This window comes from Micromonospora sp. KC721, from assembly GCF_004348355.1.
Classification (GTDB): Bacteria; Actinomycetota; Actinomycetes; order Mycobacteriales; family Micromonosporaceae; genus Micromonospora.
Window position 1 is genome coordinate 22,219 of sequence record NZ_SMJY01000031.1, and the last position, 18,327, is coordinate 40,545.

The window sequence follows — 18,327 nt, forward strand, 5'->3', positions numbered from 1 at the left end:
CGTGCACGAGGCCGTTAGGCACCCACCGCGTTGTTGCCGTTGCAGAATCCGGCACCTGAGTGGCCCGACCCCCTTTGGAGTCATGGTGCTGGTGTACTCCGCGGGGGATGTTCCGTCTCGTAGCGGGCTGTCGGTCACCAGTCCAGCCGATCTCGACGGGTGGGCGAGGCGCGCCGCGCCGGCCCCTCAGCCCCATCGTTGGAGCAGTCGGTCGTACTCCGCCTGGGTGATGGGCAGCACCGTGCCATGCCGTGGCCGGCCGGGCATCGTGTAGCTGGAGATCGCGGTCCACTGTCCGGAGTTCAGGTCGGTGGTGGTGAAGGGAATGTATCCGCGGCCGCCGTACTCGTCGATGAACATGTACCACCGCTCTTCGATGTTCGATTTGAATACCGTGGGGCCCTCGCCCTGGCTGATCGTGCCTCGGCCGATGCATTCGGCGACGAACGAGTAGCCGCGGTTGAGGATGGTGGTGGACTTCTCCTCGAGGATGAATTTGCCGCACGCCGACTGGGAGCTGCTCCGCTCGTCTTTGGTGAGCCGGTAGTACGTGCCGTTGTGTTTGGTGAGCGTCGAATCGATGGTCGAGTAGCCCTTGTCCACCCACACCTGGGCCGTGCTGAAGGTCCTGAAGTCGCTCGTCGTGGCGTACATCATCCGGTTGTAGGTGGTGCCGGTGTGGTTCGGGTCGCTGGCGGAGTAGAGCTTCGAGGCCCAGAAGACGACGTACTGGCCGAGGCCCTCGTCGTAGTACGCCTCGGGCGCCCAGGTGTTGCCGGCCGTGTCGGGGGAGACCCGCTGCAGCCGTGGGGTGCTCCAATTCACCAGGTCGGTAGATTCCCAGACCACGATGGACTTGCTGCCGGTCCGCTGCGCGGCGTCCCAGTTGCCGTTGCCGTAGATCCGCAGGTCGGTGGCGATCTGGTAGAACTTGTCGCCCTGCGGGGAGCGGATGATGAACGGATCCCGTACCCCGCGGGTCCCGATGCTTGAGGTCAACACGGGGCGTCCACCGTTGAGTTGGCGCCACCGGGTCGAGTCGTTGCCCTGACTGAGCGCGAAGTAGACCTGCTCACCGGCGGAGGTGTTTTCGCCGGTGAAGTAGGTGAACAGATAGCCGGCGTACTTCTGACCGGGACCCGGGCTCGAGGTTGGAGTCACGCTCGGACTGGGGCCGGTGCCGACACGGACGAGTTGCCACTGCTGGTTCGTCGTACCGTTGTCGGTGTACTGGGAGATCCGCGCGCCGTCGGCGGTGGACCGCTCCCACACGTCCAACGCCTTGCCGCTGTTGCGGTTGATCAGCTTGACGTAGCCGCTGTCGGTGTCGACGACCCTGAAATGTTGGTTGGTCCCGCCGTGGTCGGCCCACTGCACGACGTTCGCACCGTTCGCCGTGGACGCGCTCGCCACGTCGACCACTTTGCCGCTGTGGCGGGCCCGGATCTTGTAGTAGCCGCCGCCCGCGTCGACGAACTGGAACTGCTGGTTGGTCTGCTGTGTGCGGGTCCACTGCTCGACCGCGGCGCCGTCCGCGGTGGACTGGCCGGCGATATTGATCAGCTTGCCGCTGTGCCGCGACACGATCTCGTAGTGTGCCGACGTGTCGATGGTCGCCGCGTTTGCCCCGTGCGGCGCGAGCAGCACAGCCGCGCCGGCGACGATCGCCACGCCGATCAGCGCCAGCGCAGCCGGGCGGCGGCGTTGGCGGCGGTTATGGGCCGGGAGGGGAGAAGCTTTCATCGTTTGCCGTCCATCGATCCGTCGTTGTCTTGCGACCCGCGCGGATCCCGAGCGCCCGCGCCGAGGAGTTGCGAATTCTTGTTAGCCAGTGCTGTCGGCGTCAGCCAAGGCTGAAGTCGACGACTCGAATTGACGAGGGTGTGGTGCCGCTCGACCGTCGCTGGTACAGGATGGACAGGATCCCGTCGGTGGCCATCCGGGAGCGGTCGACGACGACCTCCCCGAAGGCGTTCAGGCCGGACCCGTCGAACCGGAGCGTCCAATCGGTCCAGCCGCTGGCTTTGCTGGCGGTGACGATGCGTCCGTAGGGCAGGACCACGTAGGCGTTGTCGGCGCGGTCGAGGACGATCTGGGAACGGCCAAAGGCGTTCAACGCCACCGGGATTTCGACTTTGCGCCAGGCACCCTGCGCGTTGCGGACGAGGTGGAACGCGCGCGCGTACGAGCGGCGCTGGCTGGTGAAGTTGGTGACGCACTGGGTGAATCGGCCGGGCACGTAGCTGATGATCACGTGCGGCTGGCCGGTGGAGTCGACGGTCTGGCTCTCCTGGTTGATCAGCGCGTGGTCGGCGTTCAGCGCGTCGACGACGTGCCCGGGGGAGGTGACGGACACGAGGGTGCCGTTGGTGGTGCCGACCTGCTGGCCGGCATTGTTGCGCCAGGTACGGCCACGGTCGTCGCTGTAGACATAGCCTGTGTCGTGGTTGCTGAGCCCGCCGCGGTTGCACATGACCGCCGCGTTCTGCTCCCGCCAGGTGAAAGCGGCGTGCAGCCGGCCGTTTAAGCCATATGTGAGGCCGTGCAGGTACATGTTGCGGCGCGTGCTGGTGGCGCCGTGCTGGGTCCAGTTGCCCGTGGCCGACGACCACCGGCCAAGGCGGCGCCAGGTGGAGCCGTCGTACTCGACCAGTTCGTTTGTGCCGTTGCCCGAGCCGCCGGTGCGGTAGCTGAGCTGCAGCCGGCGTTCCGGGGTGATGGCGAACTGTGGGTATGTGATGGCGCCCAGTTCCAAGCCGTCGAGCGTGCGCTGTACTGCTCCCCACGCGGTCGCCGTCCAGCTGCGGGAGCCGGCGTCGGTCAGGAGGCCGGCCTCGGACTTGACGTAGAAGACCCGGCTGTCGTGGGTATCCATCGCCACGTGTAACCGCCCGTCCGACGGCGACACCCCGAGCGAGATGGAGTTGTGCGAGTCGTTCGTCGTCAACGAGTGGGCCAGCTGCAGTGTTTGCCACGCCCCGCTCGGGAGCTGCCGGCGCGCGACGACCACTCGGCGGCTGGACGTGTACCACGCCGCGTACTGGTAGCCGCCGAAGGTGAGGATGCCGTCCTGCTGGTAGGAGGCGTTGTTCACGAGGCCGTCGTACGACACGAAGTACAGCGCCCGTGGATCGAGCTCGGTGTCCGCCAACCGCGTCACCGTCGGCCCCACTGCCGCGTTGACCGCCGGCGCCGCAGCCGTCTGGGCGCTGCTTGCCGTTGCGACGGTGACTGGAATAGCAAGCCCCGCCACGAGGATGGACGCGGTCAGGGCTCTTCGGGGAGCACTCGTTCGAGATCCGATCATTGCGGACTCCTTCATGCCTGGGTGACGGGTCTGGCCGCCGGAGAAGCTCCAGGCGATGGCGAACCAGACATGCGCGTGACTGACCCCGCGCATGATGAAGTTGTTGCCCCTGGCTCCCGAGATGCGGCGTCGGTTCACCGCGTGCCGTGATTTTTCTTCATGACTGAACCTCGGACAAGGGGTGTGGTGGAGCCCAACAGCCCGGGGCCACTATCGAGCCGATGGCCGGCGCGCGGCCGCTCGGCCACGGTCCCTGTGAGCGCTCCCAGCCGATGATGTGTCAGACAGTCTTCCGGCCGAACCTCTAACTGTCAATCGATAAGCGTCAAATTGACCGGATGGATGGTGCTGGCTGACCCGAGCAGAGTCCGGTACCCGTCACGGCCGGGGCCTCGCCGCCCGCGATGACCAGCGTGGACTGCGGCACCCGTTACAGTCGGTACGACCCTTGCACCCACCGGCGTCGGGAGCGCGTAGTGGTACGCCCGTTTGATATCGAGGAGGTCTTCCCCGAGGTCGCCGCTGGATCGCAGCGTCGGCGGCGCCGACAGTCGGGCAGCTCGGCCCAGGGCGTGGCGGTCACCCTTATCGCCGACTACACCGTACGTACCCGGGCCTGGCTGCCTTCAGCGGCGATCGTGGCGCTGCTGGGTGAGTTCGGGGTGACCAGTGGCGCCGCCCGCACGGCCATCAGCAGGCTGGCCCGCCGGGGGATCCTGGAGGGCAGTCGGCAGGGGCGTCACAGCTCGTACCGCCTGACCGAGGGCGCCGCCAGTGATCTGACGAAAGGCGGCACCGCCATCGGCGCTGTTGGCGCAGAGTCCGAATCCTGGGACGGGTCATGGACGGTCGTGGTCTTCTCCATGCCGGAGCAGGAGAGCACGCGACGGCGTGCGCTACGGGATCACTTGCGTTGGAATGGTTATGCCCCGTTGTATGACGGGGTGTGGATCTCGCCAGATCCGTTGCCGCCGGCAGGGCGGGCAGAGCTGGCGGCTGCGGCGCGCGGCTCGGTGACGGTGTTCCGCGCGCAGCATCAGGAGCTGCAGGCGGAGGCTGACCGCAGTCCGGTTGAGGCCTGGGACCTGCCGGGCATCGCGAAAGCGTATGAGACGTTCATCGATCGATGGTGGCCGCTGCTGCCGCGGATAGCCGCCGGCGAGGTGACCGGTGCGGCCGCGGTCCGGACCCGTACCGAGGTGATGGACGTCTACCGACGCTTTCCGGTGCTCGACCCGATGCTGCCGGTTGCCCTTATGCCGCCTGACTGGCCACGCAGACGTGCCCGGGCAGTGTTCGTCGCGATCTACGACGGACTGCTCGAACCGGCGCAGGATCACATCCGCTCGGTGGTTGCTCGTGTCGCGGACGGGCCCTGGCCCGACATCCAGGCACACACGGTCGCGCACATGGCCGCCGGGGTTCGCCACGGCCCGGACTGAGCGGTCCACACCTAGACGGCGGGCGGGCTCAGATGCCCTTACGCGGACGCCGTACTACCGGGTCAGCATGCGGGCCGCCGCGCCCAGAGGACGCGGCGACCCGCTCGTTTACAGTCGGTCACAGGGCCGGTGTCAGGGAAGCGCCCCGGGACGCTCGACAACGTCGATGACCGCCGTTACGGCACCGAACCTGGTCATGCCGGTGACGAGCACCTCACCAGGCGCGTCGGTCGCTCTGGCCGGCAGCGCCTGCCATCGGACGGGGACGGTGGTGAGGGTATCCCGCGCGGTGGTGAGTACGCGGATTGCGGTGGGTAGCGCCGGAATCGCGCCGATCCTGGTGGCGGTGTAGACGGTGTCTTCCAGGATGTGCTTGGCTCGGCTGGCGTTGAACACGTTGATGGACGCGTGCGGCTCCCAGGTGTTGGGTAGCTCGGGCACGGCCCGGAACATTGTCTGCCATCCCGCCGGTTCCCAGACCAGCACTGCGCTGCCCTGGTTGTTGACCACGTCATTGGCGGCCTGGAAGACCCGCTGGATCGCGTCCGCCTGGCCCTGGATGGTGCGCGGGTAGGGCGAGTTGGGCAGCGGTGAGCCGTCGCCGCCGGAGGCGGGGTAGGAGGTCTCGGCGACGTCGATCTCGTAGTCGGGGTAGGTGGTCGCCATCGTGTGTAGGTTGAAGTCCAGTGCCTCGGGTGTGCCGTGCCACTCCGGGTAGTAGGAGATGGCCAGCACGTCGGGGTTTTGGCCTTTTGCCTTGACCCGGGTGAGGAATTGGTGCCAGAACTCCATGGTCTTGGCGAGGCGGTTCCTGTCGACGATCACGTGGATCTCGACCTTGGATTTCGGGGACGCGTCGCGGACGGCCTCGATCCCGGACGCGGCCAGGGTGGTGAACCGGTCCCATGCTTGGTCGTACAGCTGCTGCTCGGCCGGGTCGGTCGATCCCCAGTACCGCCACAGCAGGCCACCGCCGGGCTTGGACTGGTAGACGTCGGCCTCGTTGGTGAAGTACGGCGGGTTGGTGGTGCCGATGAGAGCCGCCTCGCTGCCGTACATGAAGCCGTTGATGATCTCGTTTCCGACAGCGACCTTGTCCGGTCTGGTGCCCTGCCGGATCAGCCGGCGCAGGTAGTCGGCGGTGAAGTCGTACACGGACTCGGTGAGGTCGTCGAAGTCCAGTTCGGCCCAGGCGCGGGGTTTGGGTTGCTTGCTCGGGTCCGCCCAGGAGTCCGCGTAGTGGAAGTCGATGCCGAGGCCCATGTCTCGTTCCTTGATCCATTGGGCTGACTGCAGGGACCGCTCCGGGCCCTGGCGGGGGATCGGCGTTAGTTGGCCGGTGGTCTCGTCTCGCGGCTCGTTGAAGATCCGCAGCCGGGCGTACTCCATGCCGCGGTCTTTGGCCACGTCGAGTAGGTGGGGCCCGGCGCCCCGGTCGGCGGCCAGAGGGTTGACCCAGTACTGCCGGGTCTGGAAGTCGTCCACCCAGGACATGTCGGCGCCGAGGGTGAGGTCGTCGCGCAGGTAGTTGAAGACCTGTATCTCGCTGACGCCGACCTTGGCGTGCCGGGACGCGCCGGTGATGGTGAGCCGAACGAAGCGCGTATCCGGCCGGGTGAACAGGTGCACCGCCCCCCGCGAGGCGGTTCGGTTGCGGGATCGGTCGGCGATCGTCTTCCACCGGCGAGCGTCGGACGAGGCCTCGACGACGTACCGGTATACCGCGCCACGGTCCGGGAAGACCACCCTGACCTTGCGTAGGTTGTCGTAGGCGCCGCCAAGGTCGACAGTCAGCCGCTGGTGGGCGCCGGGGCTGTCCGCATACCAGGACGTCATTGGGTCGCCATCGGTGGCCAGGCGGGCGGTGGACGCGCCGCTGCTGGCCGTCGCCGAGGCCCAGGACTTGGCGGCGATGTTGCTTTCGATGGGTTTGATGTCCACGGTGCCGAAGACGGCGTGCGCCGGGGTGGGCGCCGCAAGCATCCCCGCGCTCGCCAGGGCAGCGAACGCGGTCGCCGCCACGGCTGTGCGAGCGGGGTTCCTGACCCCCATACCTTCTCCTAACCCGTGCGGGCTCTGCTGTCAGAACCACGTTGCACGTCGATGTCTATCGATTGACAAGTGTGCGTCCGACGGTAACACTCATCGATACATTTATGTGGGAGCGCTCACAGGGCACACAGCGGGCACATCGAGGCGAAGGTGTGGTCCTGCTCGCTACCCGGCAGGCGAACGCCGCCGCGGACGGTGCCCTACGACACGCGCCGACGACACCGTTCGCCCTCGCTGGCCGTGGCTACGCCGCAGCGCCCTGCGCGCGGCGACCAGCACAGACGACGACAAGTGAAAGGCAGCGTCATGATCCGTACCACGCGCAAGACATTGAAACGCGGGGCACTGGCCGCCGCCGCGATGCTGTTCATGTCGGTGGCGGTGGCAGCTGGCGACGCCGCGGCGGAGAGCACGCCCAGCGGCGATGCCGTCTCAGCAGAACAGGTGGGGGGCCTGGGGAGTCTGGTCGCGGACTACAAGACCCGCTCCGCGAGCAGGTACACCAGCGACTCCTGGGCGCCCTTCGCCAAGGCGTTGAAAACCGCAACCGATGTCGCCGCCGACGCATCGGCGACCGCGCCGGAAATCGCCGCCGCGAAGACGGCGCTCATGAGCGCCGCCGGCGCGCTGGAGGCGGCCGACGAGGGCACCTTCCAGACCATCACGAACAACACCTTCTGGAACGACACCAGCGGCAACCCCATCTATTCGCAAGGCGGGGGCGTCTTCAAGTTCGGCGACACCTACTACTGGTACGGCGTGCACTACCTGGGCGCTGAGAGCTACCGAGCCAACCCGACCAGGAAGTACGACAACCAGGTCTCGTTCGTCTCGATCCCCGTGTACTCCTCAAGGGACTTGGTGAACTGGAAGTTCGAGAACCGGGTCGCGACGCGCTCGACCCCGATCAACAACGGGGCCACCCTTGGTCAGGCAGGATGGGTCGGGCGGCTTGGGGTCTCGTACAACGAGAACACCGGCAAGTACGTGCTGGCCACCCAGGCCTATGTCGGAGGCGGGCACGGGGTCCTGTTCCTGCAGGGCGACTCGCCCACCGACACCTTCGACTACGCCTACTTCCAGACCCAGGTCGTCAACTCGCCGACGACGGGCACCGGGGACCAGACCGTGTTCACCGACGAGGACGGCAAGGACTACCTGATCTTCTCCAACCGAGAAGGACGTTCTCGCGCCTTTGTCAGCAAGTTCAGGGAGTCCGACTCGCTGCGGATCGAGCCGGGAGCGGAGATCGGTCGCAACTCCTCCGGACGCGAGGGCAACGCCATGTTCAAGCTCGACGGCAAGTACTACCACGCGGCGTCGGACCTGCACGGCTGGAACACTTCAGTCAACTACGTGATGGAGTCGAGCAGCGTCCAGAGCGGTTACTCGGGTGAGTACGTTCTCGCCGGCACCGAGATGGACTACAGCCACGTGACCCAGACCGGGTTCTTCGTGACGGTCAAGGGCACCAAGCAGACGACGGTGATCTACGCCGGTGACCGGTGGGCGGACTTCGCGTGGAACGGGATCGGCTACAACCAGTGGGTGCCGATCACCAGGACCGGCTCGCGGCCGCAGTTCCACTCGGTGAGCCAGTGGCAGTTCAACGCCACGACCGGGGAGTGGCGGGTCGGTCCGGCCAACAACTACATTCTGAACCCGAACGTCCAGGCTGACCGGGTCGTTGTGTCGCAGGTGCGGGGGTGGACCAACACCGGCGGGGGCGTGACCAACGTCAGCCCTGGCGCGAACGGCAGCCGCTTCGCGCTGCAGCTCGGCTCCGGATCGGCCGGTGTCCGGCAACAAATCACCGTGCCGGCCGGCACCTACCGACTGTCCACGTACGCCAAGACCTCCGGCTCGGTGAGCGGCGCGCAGCTGTCGGTCACCGACGCCAGCGGCGCCACGCGTACGCTGAGCATCCCGTCATCCAGCGGCTGGACCCGGCGCGACTCTGCGGAATTCCAGCTGGCCGCTGGCGCCGCCACCGTCACCATCCGAACCAGCAGCGGAACCCTCACCGTCGACGACCTCGCACTGGTCAGGACGTCCGGCGTTGATCCGACGCCGGGGCAGCGGTACGAGGCGGAGACGGCGCCGGCGGTGTGCCAGGGCACGATCGACTCCAACCACGCCGGCTTCACCGGCACCGGATTCTGCAACGCCAGCGCCGCGATCGGCGCGTACGCGCAGTTCACGGCCACTGCGGCTGCGGCCGGCACCGCGACGCTCGGGGTCCGGTTCGCCAACGGCGCCAGCGGGCTGCGGACGGCGAACCTGATCGTCAACGGTTCGACCGTAGCGACGGTCTCGTTCGAGACCACCGGAGGGTGGACGACATGGGCTACCAAGACGCTGACCGCCTCGCTCAACGCCGGCAGCAACACCATCCAGCTGAGTCCAACCGTTGCCGACGGACTGCCCAACATCGACCACCTCACCGTCGGCGCCGCCTGACCTGCTGTCCGCAGGCACGGTGACCTGACCACCGCCAACGAAATCCGACCTAACCACTGGTAAGGCCGGAGCGTCCGCGGCACCGCTGGATCCGGGCAAGCGGTGCCGCGGACGCGCTGGCGAGTCTGACAGCCGTATCACGGGATCCGCCCTGCCGCCCCCGTATCGCAGGAGGCGATGAGGTGCACCCTTCTCGACGAACGCTCACCCGCCGCGCGGGAGCCAGGGCCATCGTCCTCACCACGGCGGGTGCCCTGGTCGTCGTGCCGGTTCGGTCGCGCCCGGGCCCCGCGCGTTCTGCGCGCGGGCCCGAGCTCACGAAGCAGTGCGCAGGACGCGGACGTCTCCGGCGGTACCGGTAGTGTCCCGTGGCACGGGGTGCCGGTGATCAATTCCTTACCGGTCGCGGCCAGTTCCACGTCGCGGTCGATGTGGTTGATGGCGATGATGTAACTGGCGGAGTCGCCTGCCCGGTGGGCCAGCTCCACGCCGTCCGGCACGCCGTCACGGGGGACCAGCCCGGCCTCGGCCAGCACGGCGTCGAGGTCGCGGCGGTTCAGACGGGTGGATACATACCAGGCGGTGCTTGCGCCGAAGCGGTGCCGGGTGACGGCGGCGCCGCCGGCGGCCGGGCCGTCCAGATATCGTCGCACCGGCTCGGCCCGGCGAGGGCGAACCGTTCGGTCCAGACATCCGCGGTCAAGTCACCATCCAGCCGCACGGCCGAACCGGTCCGCAACGGCAGGAACTCCTCCACGGCCAGGCCGAGCAGATCGCGCAGGGCGCCCGGATAGCCGCTGGGGTGCACGGCGTCGGTCTCGTCGATGATGCCGGAGAAGTAGGAAACGACCAGCGTCCCGCCGTCCCGGACGTAGGCGGACAGATTGGCCGTGGCGGCCGACGACGTCGGGTACAGGCTCGGCACCAGCACCATCGGATACCCGGAAAGCCGGCTGTCCGGGCGAACGAAGTCGACGGTGCGGTGCGCCCGCCAGGCGACCTCGTAGGCGGACAGCCGGTCGAGGTAGCCGAGGTCGACCGAGGGGCGCCACTCGAGCTCGAGCGCCCACCACGCCTCCCCAATCCCAGACGATGGCGATGTCCGGCACGACCCTGGTGCCGACCAGCTCGTCCAGACTGGACAGGTCCGTGCCTAGTCGCACGGGCGATCCCGGTCCGCGGCCCGGTAAGCCGGTGAGCTGGGGCAGAACCCGTGCCGGGCGCCGCCGCCGAGTATGTGCCCTTCCCGGGTTACCTGGCGGGCCTGCGGGTGGCGCCGGAGGAACCACGCGGGCGGTCCGGCCGTGGGGGTGGCGAGGTTGACTGCGATGCCGACGCCGTGCAGCAGCGCGATGATCCGGTCCAGCCAGCCGAAGTCGTACTCGCCAGGGGAGGGCTCCAGCAGCGCCCACGCGAAGATCCCTACGCTCACCTGATTGACGCCCGCCTCGCGCATGAGCCGCACGTCCTCGCGCCACACCGGCTCGGGCCACTGCTCGGGGTTGTGGTCCCGCCATACCCGATCTTCCCGAGGCGGGGCAGCGCGCGCGTGCCGCCGTTCATAGGCCTCCAGGTTGTGCGCGCCCACAGAGATGCCCGTCATCATGACACAACACTCAACGCTTACGAGAGCGGCAGGTGCGTGTATTGACACACATGCGAGGTGAGGCGAACATTGTGAACGCTCACGGAATATTTCGGCCGGGTTAACGGAGGAGAGCTCCATGCTCGATAGAGACATCAGCCGGCGCCGCTTCCTCACCGGTTCGGCGCTCGTCGCGGGCGGCGCCTTCGGTGTGCCGCTGCTCGGCGCGTGTGACGCGAGCTCGGGTGGCGATTCGTCCGGTGACGGCAAGACCGTGACGCTCACCGTCATGTACAAGAACAACGAGCTGACCAAGGAGCACATCGCCGATTTCGAGGCGAAGCACCCTGGCATCAAGATCAGCTTCATTGAGTACGACGAGACGCGGCTCAACGCGATGCTGGCTTCCAACGAGCCGCCGGACTTCGTCCGCGCGCCGGCGGTGGGCAGCGCCGCCAGCAACGCCCAGGGCTTGACCACCGCTCTCGACCCGTACCTGGACAAGAGCACGGTGCTGAAGAAGGACAACCTGATGGCGGTCAACGAGAGCTTCCGCTGGGACGGCACGCGCACCGGCCAGGGTCCGTACTACGGCATCACCAAGGACTGGAGCCAGGACGCGACGCTCTGGTACAACCGGGCGCTGTTCGAGCAGGCCAAGATCCCGCCGCTGAGCGCTACCGAGCCCATCTCGTACGACGAGCTGCTGGAGATCGCGAAGAAGCTGACCAAGAAGAGCGGCGGCAAGACCCAGGTGTACGGCCTCGGCGTGGAGTGGGCGTGGGGACTGTCCTCACCGATCTTCATGATGATCCTTCAGCAAGGTGGGCAGGTCTACAACGCCGACCTGACCGAGACCGACATGACCACGCCGGAGGCCAGGCGGGCCATCCAGTGGTACGTCGACTTCGGGCAGGCGGGCGTCGGGCCGACCACCCTCGACCCGGCCCCGGACGGCGCCGACCTGTCGCTGTTCTTGGCCAAGCGGATGGCGATCACCCAGGACGGCTACTGGTACGGCGGCAACTTCGTCAAGGAGTCCGAGGAAATCAAGAACAGCGTGGCGATGGCGCCGGCGCCGGTGATGGGCGACAAGCGGATCAGCCCTACGTACGTCGGTTGGGGGGCCATGATCCCGGCCAAGGCCAGGCACAAGGACGAGGCCTGGAAGTTCATGGAGTACTTCATGGCCGGGCCACCGTCGGAGGAGCGGGCCAAGAGTGGGTGGGGCTTGCCGGGCCTGAAGTCGCAACTGTCGCTGTTGCCGCAGGATCTGCCGTATCAGAAGCAGGCCTACCAGACCACGCAGGCCGAACTGTCGCACGTCGCGCAACTGCCGGACTCGCCATACATAACGGGGGGCGGCTGGTCGCCCGTGCTCGACAAGCACATCACCCGCGCGATCAAGAAGGAGATCACCGTCGACGCCGCCGGCAAGGCGATCACCGACGAGATCAACAAACTGCTCAAGCAGGGCAAGGATCAGATCGGATAGTGGTCGCCATGGAAGCGGAAAGGGCGGGACGCGGGCGGCGGCGCTGGTCGCGGTATCCCAGCCGGACCTTCTACCTGTTCGTCTCGCCCTGGGTCCTCGGTTTCGCGTTGCTCACCGCGTTGCCGCTCGGGTACGCGCTGCTGGTCAGCTTCACCAACTTCAACGGCCGCAACAGCCGGTGGCGTTGGGTCGGCCTGCGCAACTACACCGAGCTGGTACGCGACGCGGACGTCATCGCCAGCCTGGTCCGCACGCTGGCGTACACGGCGATCACGGTGCCGTTGATGGTGGCCGGCGGGCTGGGCCTGGCCGTGCTGCTCAACCGACGGCTGAAGGCCGTCGGTCTGTTCCGGACGATCTTCTTCCTGCCCTCGGTGGTGCCGGTGGTGGCCATGGCGATCATGTGGAAGCTGATCTTCAACCGGGACGCCGGCATCCTCAACGCGATACTCGAGAAGGTCAGCGTGGGACCGACCGCCTGGTTGGTCGACCCGAACGCGTTCTACGCGCTGATCATCCTCACCCTGTGGGGACTGGGCGGTGGCATGGTCATCATGCTCGCCGCTCTCCAGGGTGTGCCGGCCGAGCTGGAGGAGGCGGCGGTCGTCGACGGCGCCAGCCGCTGGCACGTGTTTCGCCACGTAACCGTGCCGATGATCTCGCCGGTCATCTTCTTCCAGGTGGTCACCGGCATCATCGCGTCCTTCCAGATCGTCATCCAGCCGCTGCTGCTCGCCGAGTCCAACCAGGTCGGCTCGGTGGCCCTGGTGCCGCAGAGCACCCACCTGTACATGGTGCAGGTCTACGAGGAGTTCTTTAACAACAACCGGTACGGCTACGGCTCCGCCATGCTTTGGGTGTTCTTCGTGGTCATCCTGGCCATCACCCTCGTGGTGCTGCGGTCCAGCCGGCTGTGGGTGCACTACCAGGTCGACAGCGAGGGCGAACGATGACGATTGTCCGTGACCCCGCACGCCCGGCGATCAAACGGGCCTCGCCGGCACCGGCGCGGCGACCCCGGCGCACGGCCAACGCGGTGGGTACCTACCTTCTGCTGATGACGCTGGCGGTGCTGTTCGCCGGACCGTTCGCCTGGCTGGTGCTCGCCGCGTTGAAGACCAAGACGGAGTGGGTCGCGATCCCGGCGAAGATCCTGCCGGAGAATCCGCAATGGGGAAACTTCGCACAGGCGCTCACCGAAATAAACTTTGCGGCGTACCTCGGGAACTCACTCTTCCTGTCGTTTCTGTACGCGGTGCTGGTGACGTTCTCCAGCGCGGCCGTCGGCTTCGGTTTCGCACGGCTACGCGGGCGGGGCAAGCGTCCTCTGTTCATGGTGCTGCTCTCCACCATGATGTTGCCGCAGATCCTCACGCTGATTCCCACCTATGTGCTGTTCGCGCGGGTCGGGCTGGTCAACACGTACTGGCCGTGGGTGCTGTGGGGCCTCGCCGCTTCGCCGTACCTCGTGTTCCTGTTCCGCCAGTTCTTCGCCGCCATCCCCGCGGAGCTGGAGGACGCGGCGATCATCGACGGCTGCGGATACGGCCGGATTTTCCTGCAGATTTTCCTGCCACTGTCCCGGCCCGTGCTGGTGACCTCGTTCCTGCTTTCGTTCACCTGGATCTGGGGCGACTACATCGCCCCCGCCCTCTTCCTCGACCCCGACCACACCACGCTGTCCGTGGCCATCTCGGCGTTCTACCGCGACCCGCACGGCAACCCCGACACCATGCTGCAAGCGGCCGCCGCCACGCTCTACGTGGTACCCGTTCTGGTCATCTTCCTGTTCGCGCAGCGCTACTTCATCCGCGGCGTCCTCAGCTCCGGTGTGAAGGGATAACTCACGACGCACCGACACCGCTGACGTCTTCGTCGCCCGGATCGACCACGCCCCAGCCGCGTCCAAGGACGCCGCTTCGTGGTGACGTCAAGCGGCCCGTTGACGTCGTTCGGGCAGGTGGGCGCCGTGATCGACATTCCGGCACTCGGCACGGGCTTTGACATCCGTCGATTGACAAGTAGCTCTCCGACGGTGACACTATTTGATACATGTGAATGGGAGCGCTCACGGCGCGTGCTGAGTAGGGCACCAGAACGAGGGCCACGCTGCCCTGAGCGGCCGACCACGGACGCAGCTGCCCGCCGAACGCTTGGGCCGTTTCCGTGCCGGTGCTGGCATGTCCTGATCCGCTGCGAGCGGTAGCCGGTGGGGCGGGGCCGGTTGAGGTACCCAATGGATCCCACGAAGGAGTCATCGTGTCGATGCAACGCGCGGCCTTCGTCAAGGACGCGGACGTCAAGATCGACGACGTTCGGTTTCGTCGGCGGCGGAACGCCGGCCACCCCCAATACCCACCCGCACAGCCCGTGATGGGCTTCGCCATCATCTGACTCTGGAGATCATCATGTTTTCACGCAGACAACGCGTCGCGTTGCTGTCCGCCGGCGCGGTGATAGCGGTGGCGGGCGCAGGGGTGCTCACCGCCGCGGCGGCTTCCGCGGCGGCGACCCGCTACGAGGCCGAAACCGCGCCCTCCACATGTGACGGTGTCATCGAGTCCAACCACACCGGCTACTCCGGCATTGGATTCTGCAACGCCAACAACGCGGTCGGGGCGGTGGCGCAGTTCACGGTGACCGCGTCCGTCGCCGGGGAGGCCACCGTAGCGGTGCGGTACGCCAACGGCGCGACCAGCAACCGTCCGGCGGACGTACTGGTCAACGGCGCGGTCGCGCAGTCGGGTGCCGCGTTCAACGGCACCGGCGCGTGGACGACCTGGGCCACCACGACGCTGACCGTATCGGTGAACGCCGGCAGCAACACGATCCGGCTCAGCCCGACCACGGCCAATGGCCTTGCCAACATCGACTACGTCGACTTCGAGGTCGGTGGCCCGCCACCCACGTCGCCACCGCCCAGTTCGCCGCCGCCCGGATCGGGCAAGCAGATGGAGGACCTGAACCGCGGCCTGATCAGCGTGCGGTCGGGCAGCGGCAACCTGGTCTCCTGGCGGCTGCTGGGCACCGAGGCCGCGAACACGGGCTTCAACGTGTACCGCGGTGCGACGAAGGTGAACTCGTCGCCGATCACCAACTCCACCAACTACTTGGACTCCGGCGCCGCGGCCGACGCGTCGTACACGGTCCGCGCGGTCGTCAACGGGGTCGAGCAGGCGGCGTCGGAGGCCTCGCTGCGGTTCGCCGGCGGCAACTACCTGGACGTGCCGATCTCCCGGCCGGGCAGCAACTACACCGCCGGCGACGCCAGCGTCGGTGACGCGGACGGCGACGGCCAGTACGAGATCTTCCTCAAGTGGGACCCCTCCGATCAGAAGGACCCTGCCCAGGACGGGGTCACCAGCAACGTCTACATCGACGCCTACCGGCTCAACGGCACCCGGCTGTGGCGCATCGACATGGGCCGTAACATCCGGGCCGGCGCCCACTACACCCAGTTCCAGGTCTATGACTACGACGGTGACGGCCGGGCTGAGATGGCGGTCAAGACCGCCGACGGGACCCGCTCCGGCACCGGACAGGTGATCGGCGACGCCAACGCCCTGCACCGCAACTCAACCGGGCACGTTAACGCCGGACCGGAGTTCTTGACGATGTTCGACGGGCTTACCGGTGCGGTGCGCTCGACGGTGAACTACGAACCGGCCCGGGGCAACATCGCCGACTGGGGCGACACCAAGGGCAACCGCGGTAACCGGTTCCTGGCCGGGACCGCCTACCTCGACGGTCAGCGTCCCACTCTCATCATGAGCCGCGGCTACTACGAAAAGACCGCGATCGCGGCCTACGACTTCCGCAGCGGTCAACTGTCACTGCGGTGGAAGTTCGACTCCCGCACGGCCGGTAGTCAGTGGACCGGCCGGGGGGCGCACTCGCTGTCCATCGCCGACGTCGACGGTAACGGTACCGACGAGATCATCTTCGGCGGTATGACCATCAACGCCAACGGCACCGGCCGCTACACCACCAGCTTCTACGGTCACGGCGACGCGCTGCACGTCGGCGACCTCGTCCCCAGCCGGCCTGGCCAAGAGATCTGGATGATCCACGAGTCGAGCTCCAGCCCGGCGGCGACGTTACGGGATGCCAACAACGGCTCGGTCATCTTGCAGAGGAACAACTCCTGCGGCTGCGAGGGCCCGGCCCGTGGTGTGGCCGGTGACATCTACGCCGGTAACGCCGGCGCCGAATTCTGGGGCACCGGCACCGGACTGGGCAACCTGCTCAGCGCCTCGGGTACCAACGTCGGTCGCAACCCGAGCAGCTACAACTTCCTTGCCTGGTGGGACGGCGACCCGATCCGGGAACTGCTCAACGGCAACTACGTCGACAAGTACGGCACCGGCGGCGACACCCGCCTCATGACCGGCTCCGGCGCCCACTCCGTCAACGGCAGCAAATCCACTCCGTCGCTGTCGGGTGACCTGTTCGGCGACTGGCGCGAAGAGATCATCCTGCCGCGTGACGACAACAACGCCCTGCGCATCTACTCCACCCCCATCCAGACCGACCGGCGCATCTACACACTCTTGCACGACGCCCAGTACCGCGTCGCGATCGCCTGGCAGAACACCACCTACAACCAGCCGCCGCACCCGAGCTTCTTCCTCGGCAACGGCATGACCACCCCGCCGCAACCGAACATCCACGTCCGCTGACTCGGTTCGGGCGCGCCGGCCGCTGGGCCGGCGCGCCCCAACGGGCACCCCTAGACCGTGTTTCGTAGCGCGTCGATGTCGCGGCGTGGCGGCGATGGATAACTGAAGAGGTCTCCGGTAGTTGGTTCAGCGACCAAGCTAGAACTTCACACCGGAGACCTCGTGCCGAGCGTCGCGGGCCGCGAGGCGACACGGCCTCACCGATGGGCGGTGGGCGGTCCTTGAGTCGTTGCTGCCGGCCGGAACGGGTCGTGATCGGCCGCGCAGATGGACACTGAGAGCCCTCATCGACGGGATCCGGTGGCGGGTGCGGACCGGCTGACCGTGGCGTGATGTGCCGTCGGTGTATCCGCCGTGGCAAACCTTGTATCGATGGTTTCGCCGATGGCAGCGTGACGGCGTCTGGGCCCGGATCCTGGCCTTGCTGCAGGCCCGGTCGGACGCGGTCGGGTTGATCGGGTGGACGCTGAGCGTGGGCTCGACCATCAGCCGTGCCGATCAGCGCGCCGCCGGAGCCCGCCGTGACGGCGAGGTGCAGGAGCCGCCCGGTGGTGTGCAGGCCGAGCCGGCAGATCATGGGCTCGGCCGGTGAGGGAGGCTGGACCACCAAGACGCACCTGGCGTGCGAGCAGGGCCGCAAGCTGATGGCCGTGCTGGTGACGGCCGGGCAGCGCGGCGACAGCCCGCAGTGTCGCGCGCTGCATCAGATGTGTTCCGGTCGAACGGCCAACTGCCAATCGATAGACGTCGACCCGGATTGGATGACTGGCTGCTGCGCTGACCCCGGTGTGCGACTAGTAGCGCTTTGTTAGGTTGGGACGAGTTGGCGGCAGAGGGGGCAGAACCCGAGCCAGGTCGCGAGTAAGTACTGCAGGTCGCGGAGGACGGCGTAGAGGCTCAGGTCTGCCCTGCTGCTTTTGGGTGTGTCAGCCTCAGTTGGGTGAGGAACAGTTGGGCGGCTGCGGTGAGGGTGACGTGGCGGTGCCAGCCGATCCAGGAGCGGCCTTCGAAGTGGTCGAGGCCGAGGGCGGTTTTGAGTTCGCGGTAGTCGTGTTCGACGCGCCAGCGGCTCTTGGCCAGGCGGACCAGCTCGGCAAGGGGTGTGTCGGCGGGTAGGTCGGACAGCCAGTAGTCGCTGGGTTCGTCCTGGCCGGGAGGCCATTGCACGAGCAGCCAGCATTCGGGCAGGACACCGTCCTCACGGCGGTGCGGTCCGCGTTGGATCACCCGGCCGGCGGGACGCACCCGCAGGGCGAAGAAGTGCCCGGACAGTTCACCGGCGGGCCGGCTGGGGGTGGGGTCGGGTG

13 protein-coding genes and 2 pseudogenes are annotated in these 18,327 nt (G+C 67.3%); 8 read left to right on the plus strand and 7 right to left on the minus strand.

The window, feature by feature from the left end; all coding sequences use genetic code 11:
- Positions 1-186: 186 nt before the first annotated feature.
- Together E1182_RS08325 and E1182_RS08330 are read right to left on the minus strand one after the other, a co-directional pair.
- Positions 187-1,743: an RICIN domain-containing protein gene (locus E1182_RS08325; protein ID WP_132262678.1), complete on the minus strand. Its 1,557-nt coding sequence runs from the start codon at positions 1,741-1,743 to the stop codon at positions 187-189.
- A gap of 100 nt (positions 1,744-1,843) precedes the next feature.
- A complete protein-coding gene (locus tag E1182_RS08330) occupies positions 1,844-3,445 on the minus strand; it encodes a BNR repeat-containing protein (protein ID WP_207921314.1) in 1,602 nt (533 codons plus the stop codon).
- 338 nt (positions 3,446-3,783) lie between these two features.
- On the opposite strand from E1182_RS08330, the gene E1182_RS08335 reads away from it, so the two are divergent.
- The gene (locus E1182_RS08335; RefSeq protein ID WP_132262682.1) at positions 3,784-4,749 is read left to right on the plus strand and encodes a PaaX family transcriptional regulator C-terminal domain-containing protein; all 966 of its coding nucleotides are present in this window, start codon (positions 3,784-3,786) and stop codon (positions 4,747-4,749) included.
- 132 nt (positions 4,750-4,881) lie between these two features.
- Here the strand turns inward: E1182_RS08335 and E1182_RS08340 are convergent, their stop codons facing one another.
- Positions 4,882-6,801 (minus strand): glycosyl hydrolase 53 family protein, encoded by a 1,920-nt coding sequence (locus E1182_RS08340; RefSeq protein ID WP_132262684.1) that lies wholly within the window; start codon positions 6,799-6,801, stop codon positions 4,882-4,884.
- A gap of 306 nt (positions 6,802-7,107) precedes the next feature.
- Between E1182_RS08340 and E1182_RS08345 the strand changes: the two genes are divergently transcribed.
- Positions 7,108-9,261, plus strand: a complete 2,154-nt coding sequence (locus tag E1182_RS08345) for a carbohydrate-binding protein (protein WP_207921315.1) — start codon at positions 7,108-7,110, stop codon at positions 9,259-9,261.
- 137 nt (positions 9,262-9,398) lie between these two features.
- Here the strand turns inward: E1182_RS08345 and E1182_RS32045 are convergent, their stop codons facing one another.
- The 3 genes and pseudogenes from E1182_RS32045 to E1182_RS32060 form a co-directional block, all read right to left on the minus strand.
- Entirely contained in the window at positions 9,399-9,797 is a 399-nt protein-coding gene (locus E1182_RS32045; RefSeq protein WP_165942551.1) for a Beta-galactosidase C-terminal domain, read from the minus strand.
- 48 nt (positions 9,798-9,845) lie between these two features.
- Positions 9,846-10,345: pseudogene (locus E1182_RS32055) on the minus strand (beta-galactosidase); the annotation flags it as partial.
- Between the two features lie 69 nt (positions 10,346-10,414).
- Positions 10,415-10,867, minus strand: a complete 453-nt coding sequence (locus E1182_RS32060; protein WP_243706103.1) for a beta-galactosidase — start codon at positions 10,865-10,867, stop codon at positions 10,415-10,417.
- Positions 10,868-10,985: 118 nt separating this feature from the next.
- Here E1182_RS32060 and E1182_RS08365 point away from each other — a divergent pair, with 118 nt between their 5' ends.
- The 6 genes and pseudogenes from E1182_RS08365 to E1182_RS31615 form a co-directional block, all read left to right on the plus strand.
- On the plus strand, positions 10,986-12,341 hold the full coding sequence (locus E1182_RS08365; protein ID WP_132262690.1) for a sugar ABC transporter substrate-binding protein: 1,356 nt from the start codon (positions 10,986-10,988) through the stop codon (positions 12,339-12,341).
- Positions 12,342-12,349: 8 nt separating this feature from the next.
- Positions 12,350-13,294, plus strand: coding sequence for a carbohydrate ABC transporter permease (locus E1182_RS08370; RefSeq protein WP_132262692.1), 945 nt, complete (start codon positions 12,350-12,352; stop codon positions 13,292-13,294).
- Positions 13,295-13,377: 83 nt separating this feature from the next.
- Positions 13,378-14,184, plus strand: coding sequence for a carbohydrate ABC transporter permease (locus E1182_RS08375; RefSeq protein WP_207921316.1), 807 nt, complete (start codon positions 13,378-13,380; stop codon positions 14,182-14,184).
- Between the two features lie 416 nt (positions 14,185-14,600).
- Positions 14,601-14,735 carry a hypothetical protein gene (locus tag E1182_RS32700; RefSeq protein ID WP_256370822.1) on the plus strand — a complete coding sequence of 45 codons (135 nt, stop codon included), beginning with the start codon at positions 14,601-14,603 and terminating at the stop codon, positions 14,733-14,735.
- 14 nt (positions 14,736-14,749) lie between these two features.
- Complete coding sequence (locus tag E1182_RS08380; RefSeq protein ID WP_132262696.1) at positions 14,750-17,020, plus strand: carbohydrate-binding protein; 2,271 nt, start codon at positions 14,750-14,752, stop codon at positions 17,018-17,020.
- A 229-nt stretch (positions 17,021-17,249) separates the two neighbouring features.
- Positions 17,250-17,709, plus strand: a pseudogene (locus E1182_RS31615) (IS5 family transposase); the annotation flags it as partial.
- A gap of 208 nt (positions 17,710-17,917) precedes the next feature.
- Here the strand turns inward: E1182_RS31615 and E1182_RS08395 are convergent.
- Positions 17,918-18,327, minus strand: a 410-nt coding sequence (locus tag E1182_RS08395; protein WP_243706104.1) for a transposase, incomplete at its 5' end; no start/stop codon positions are given.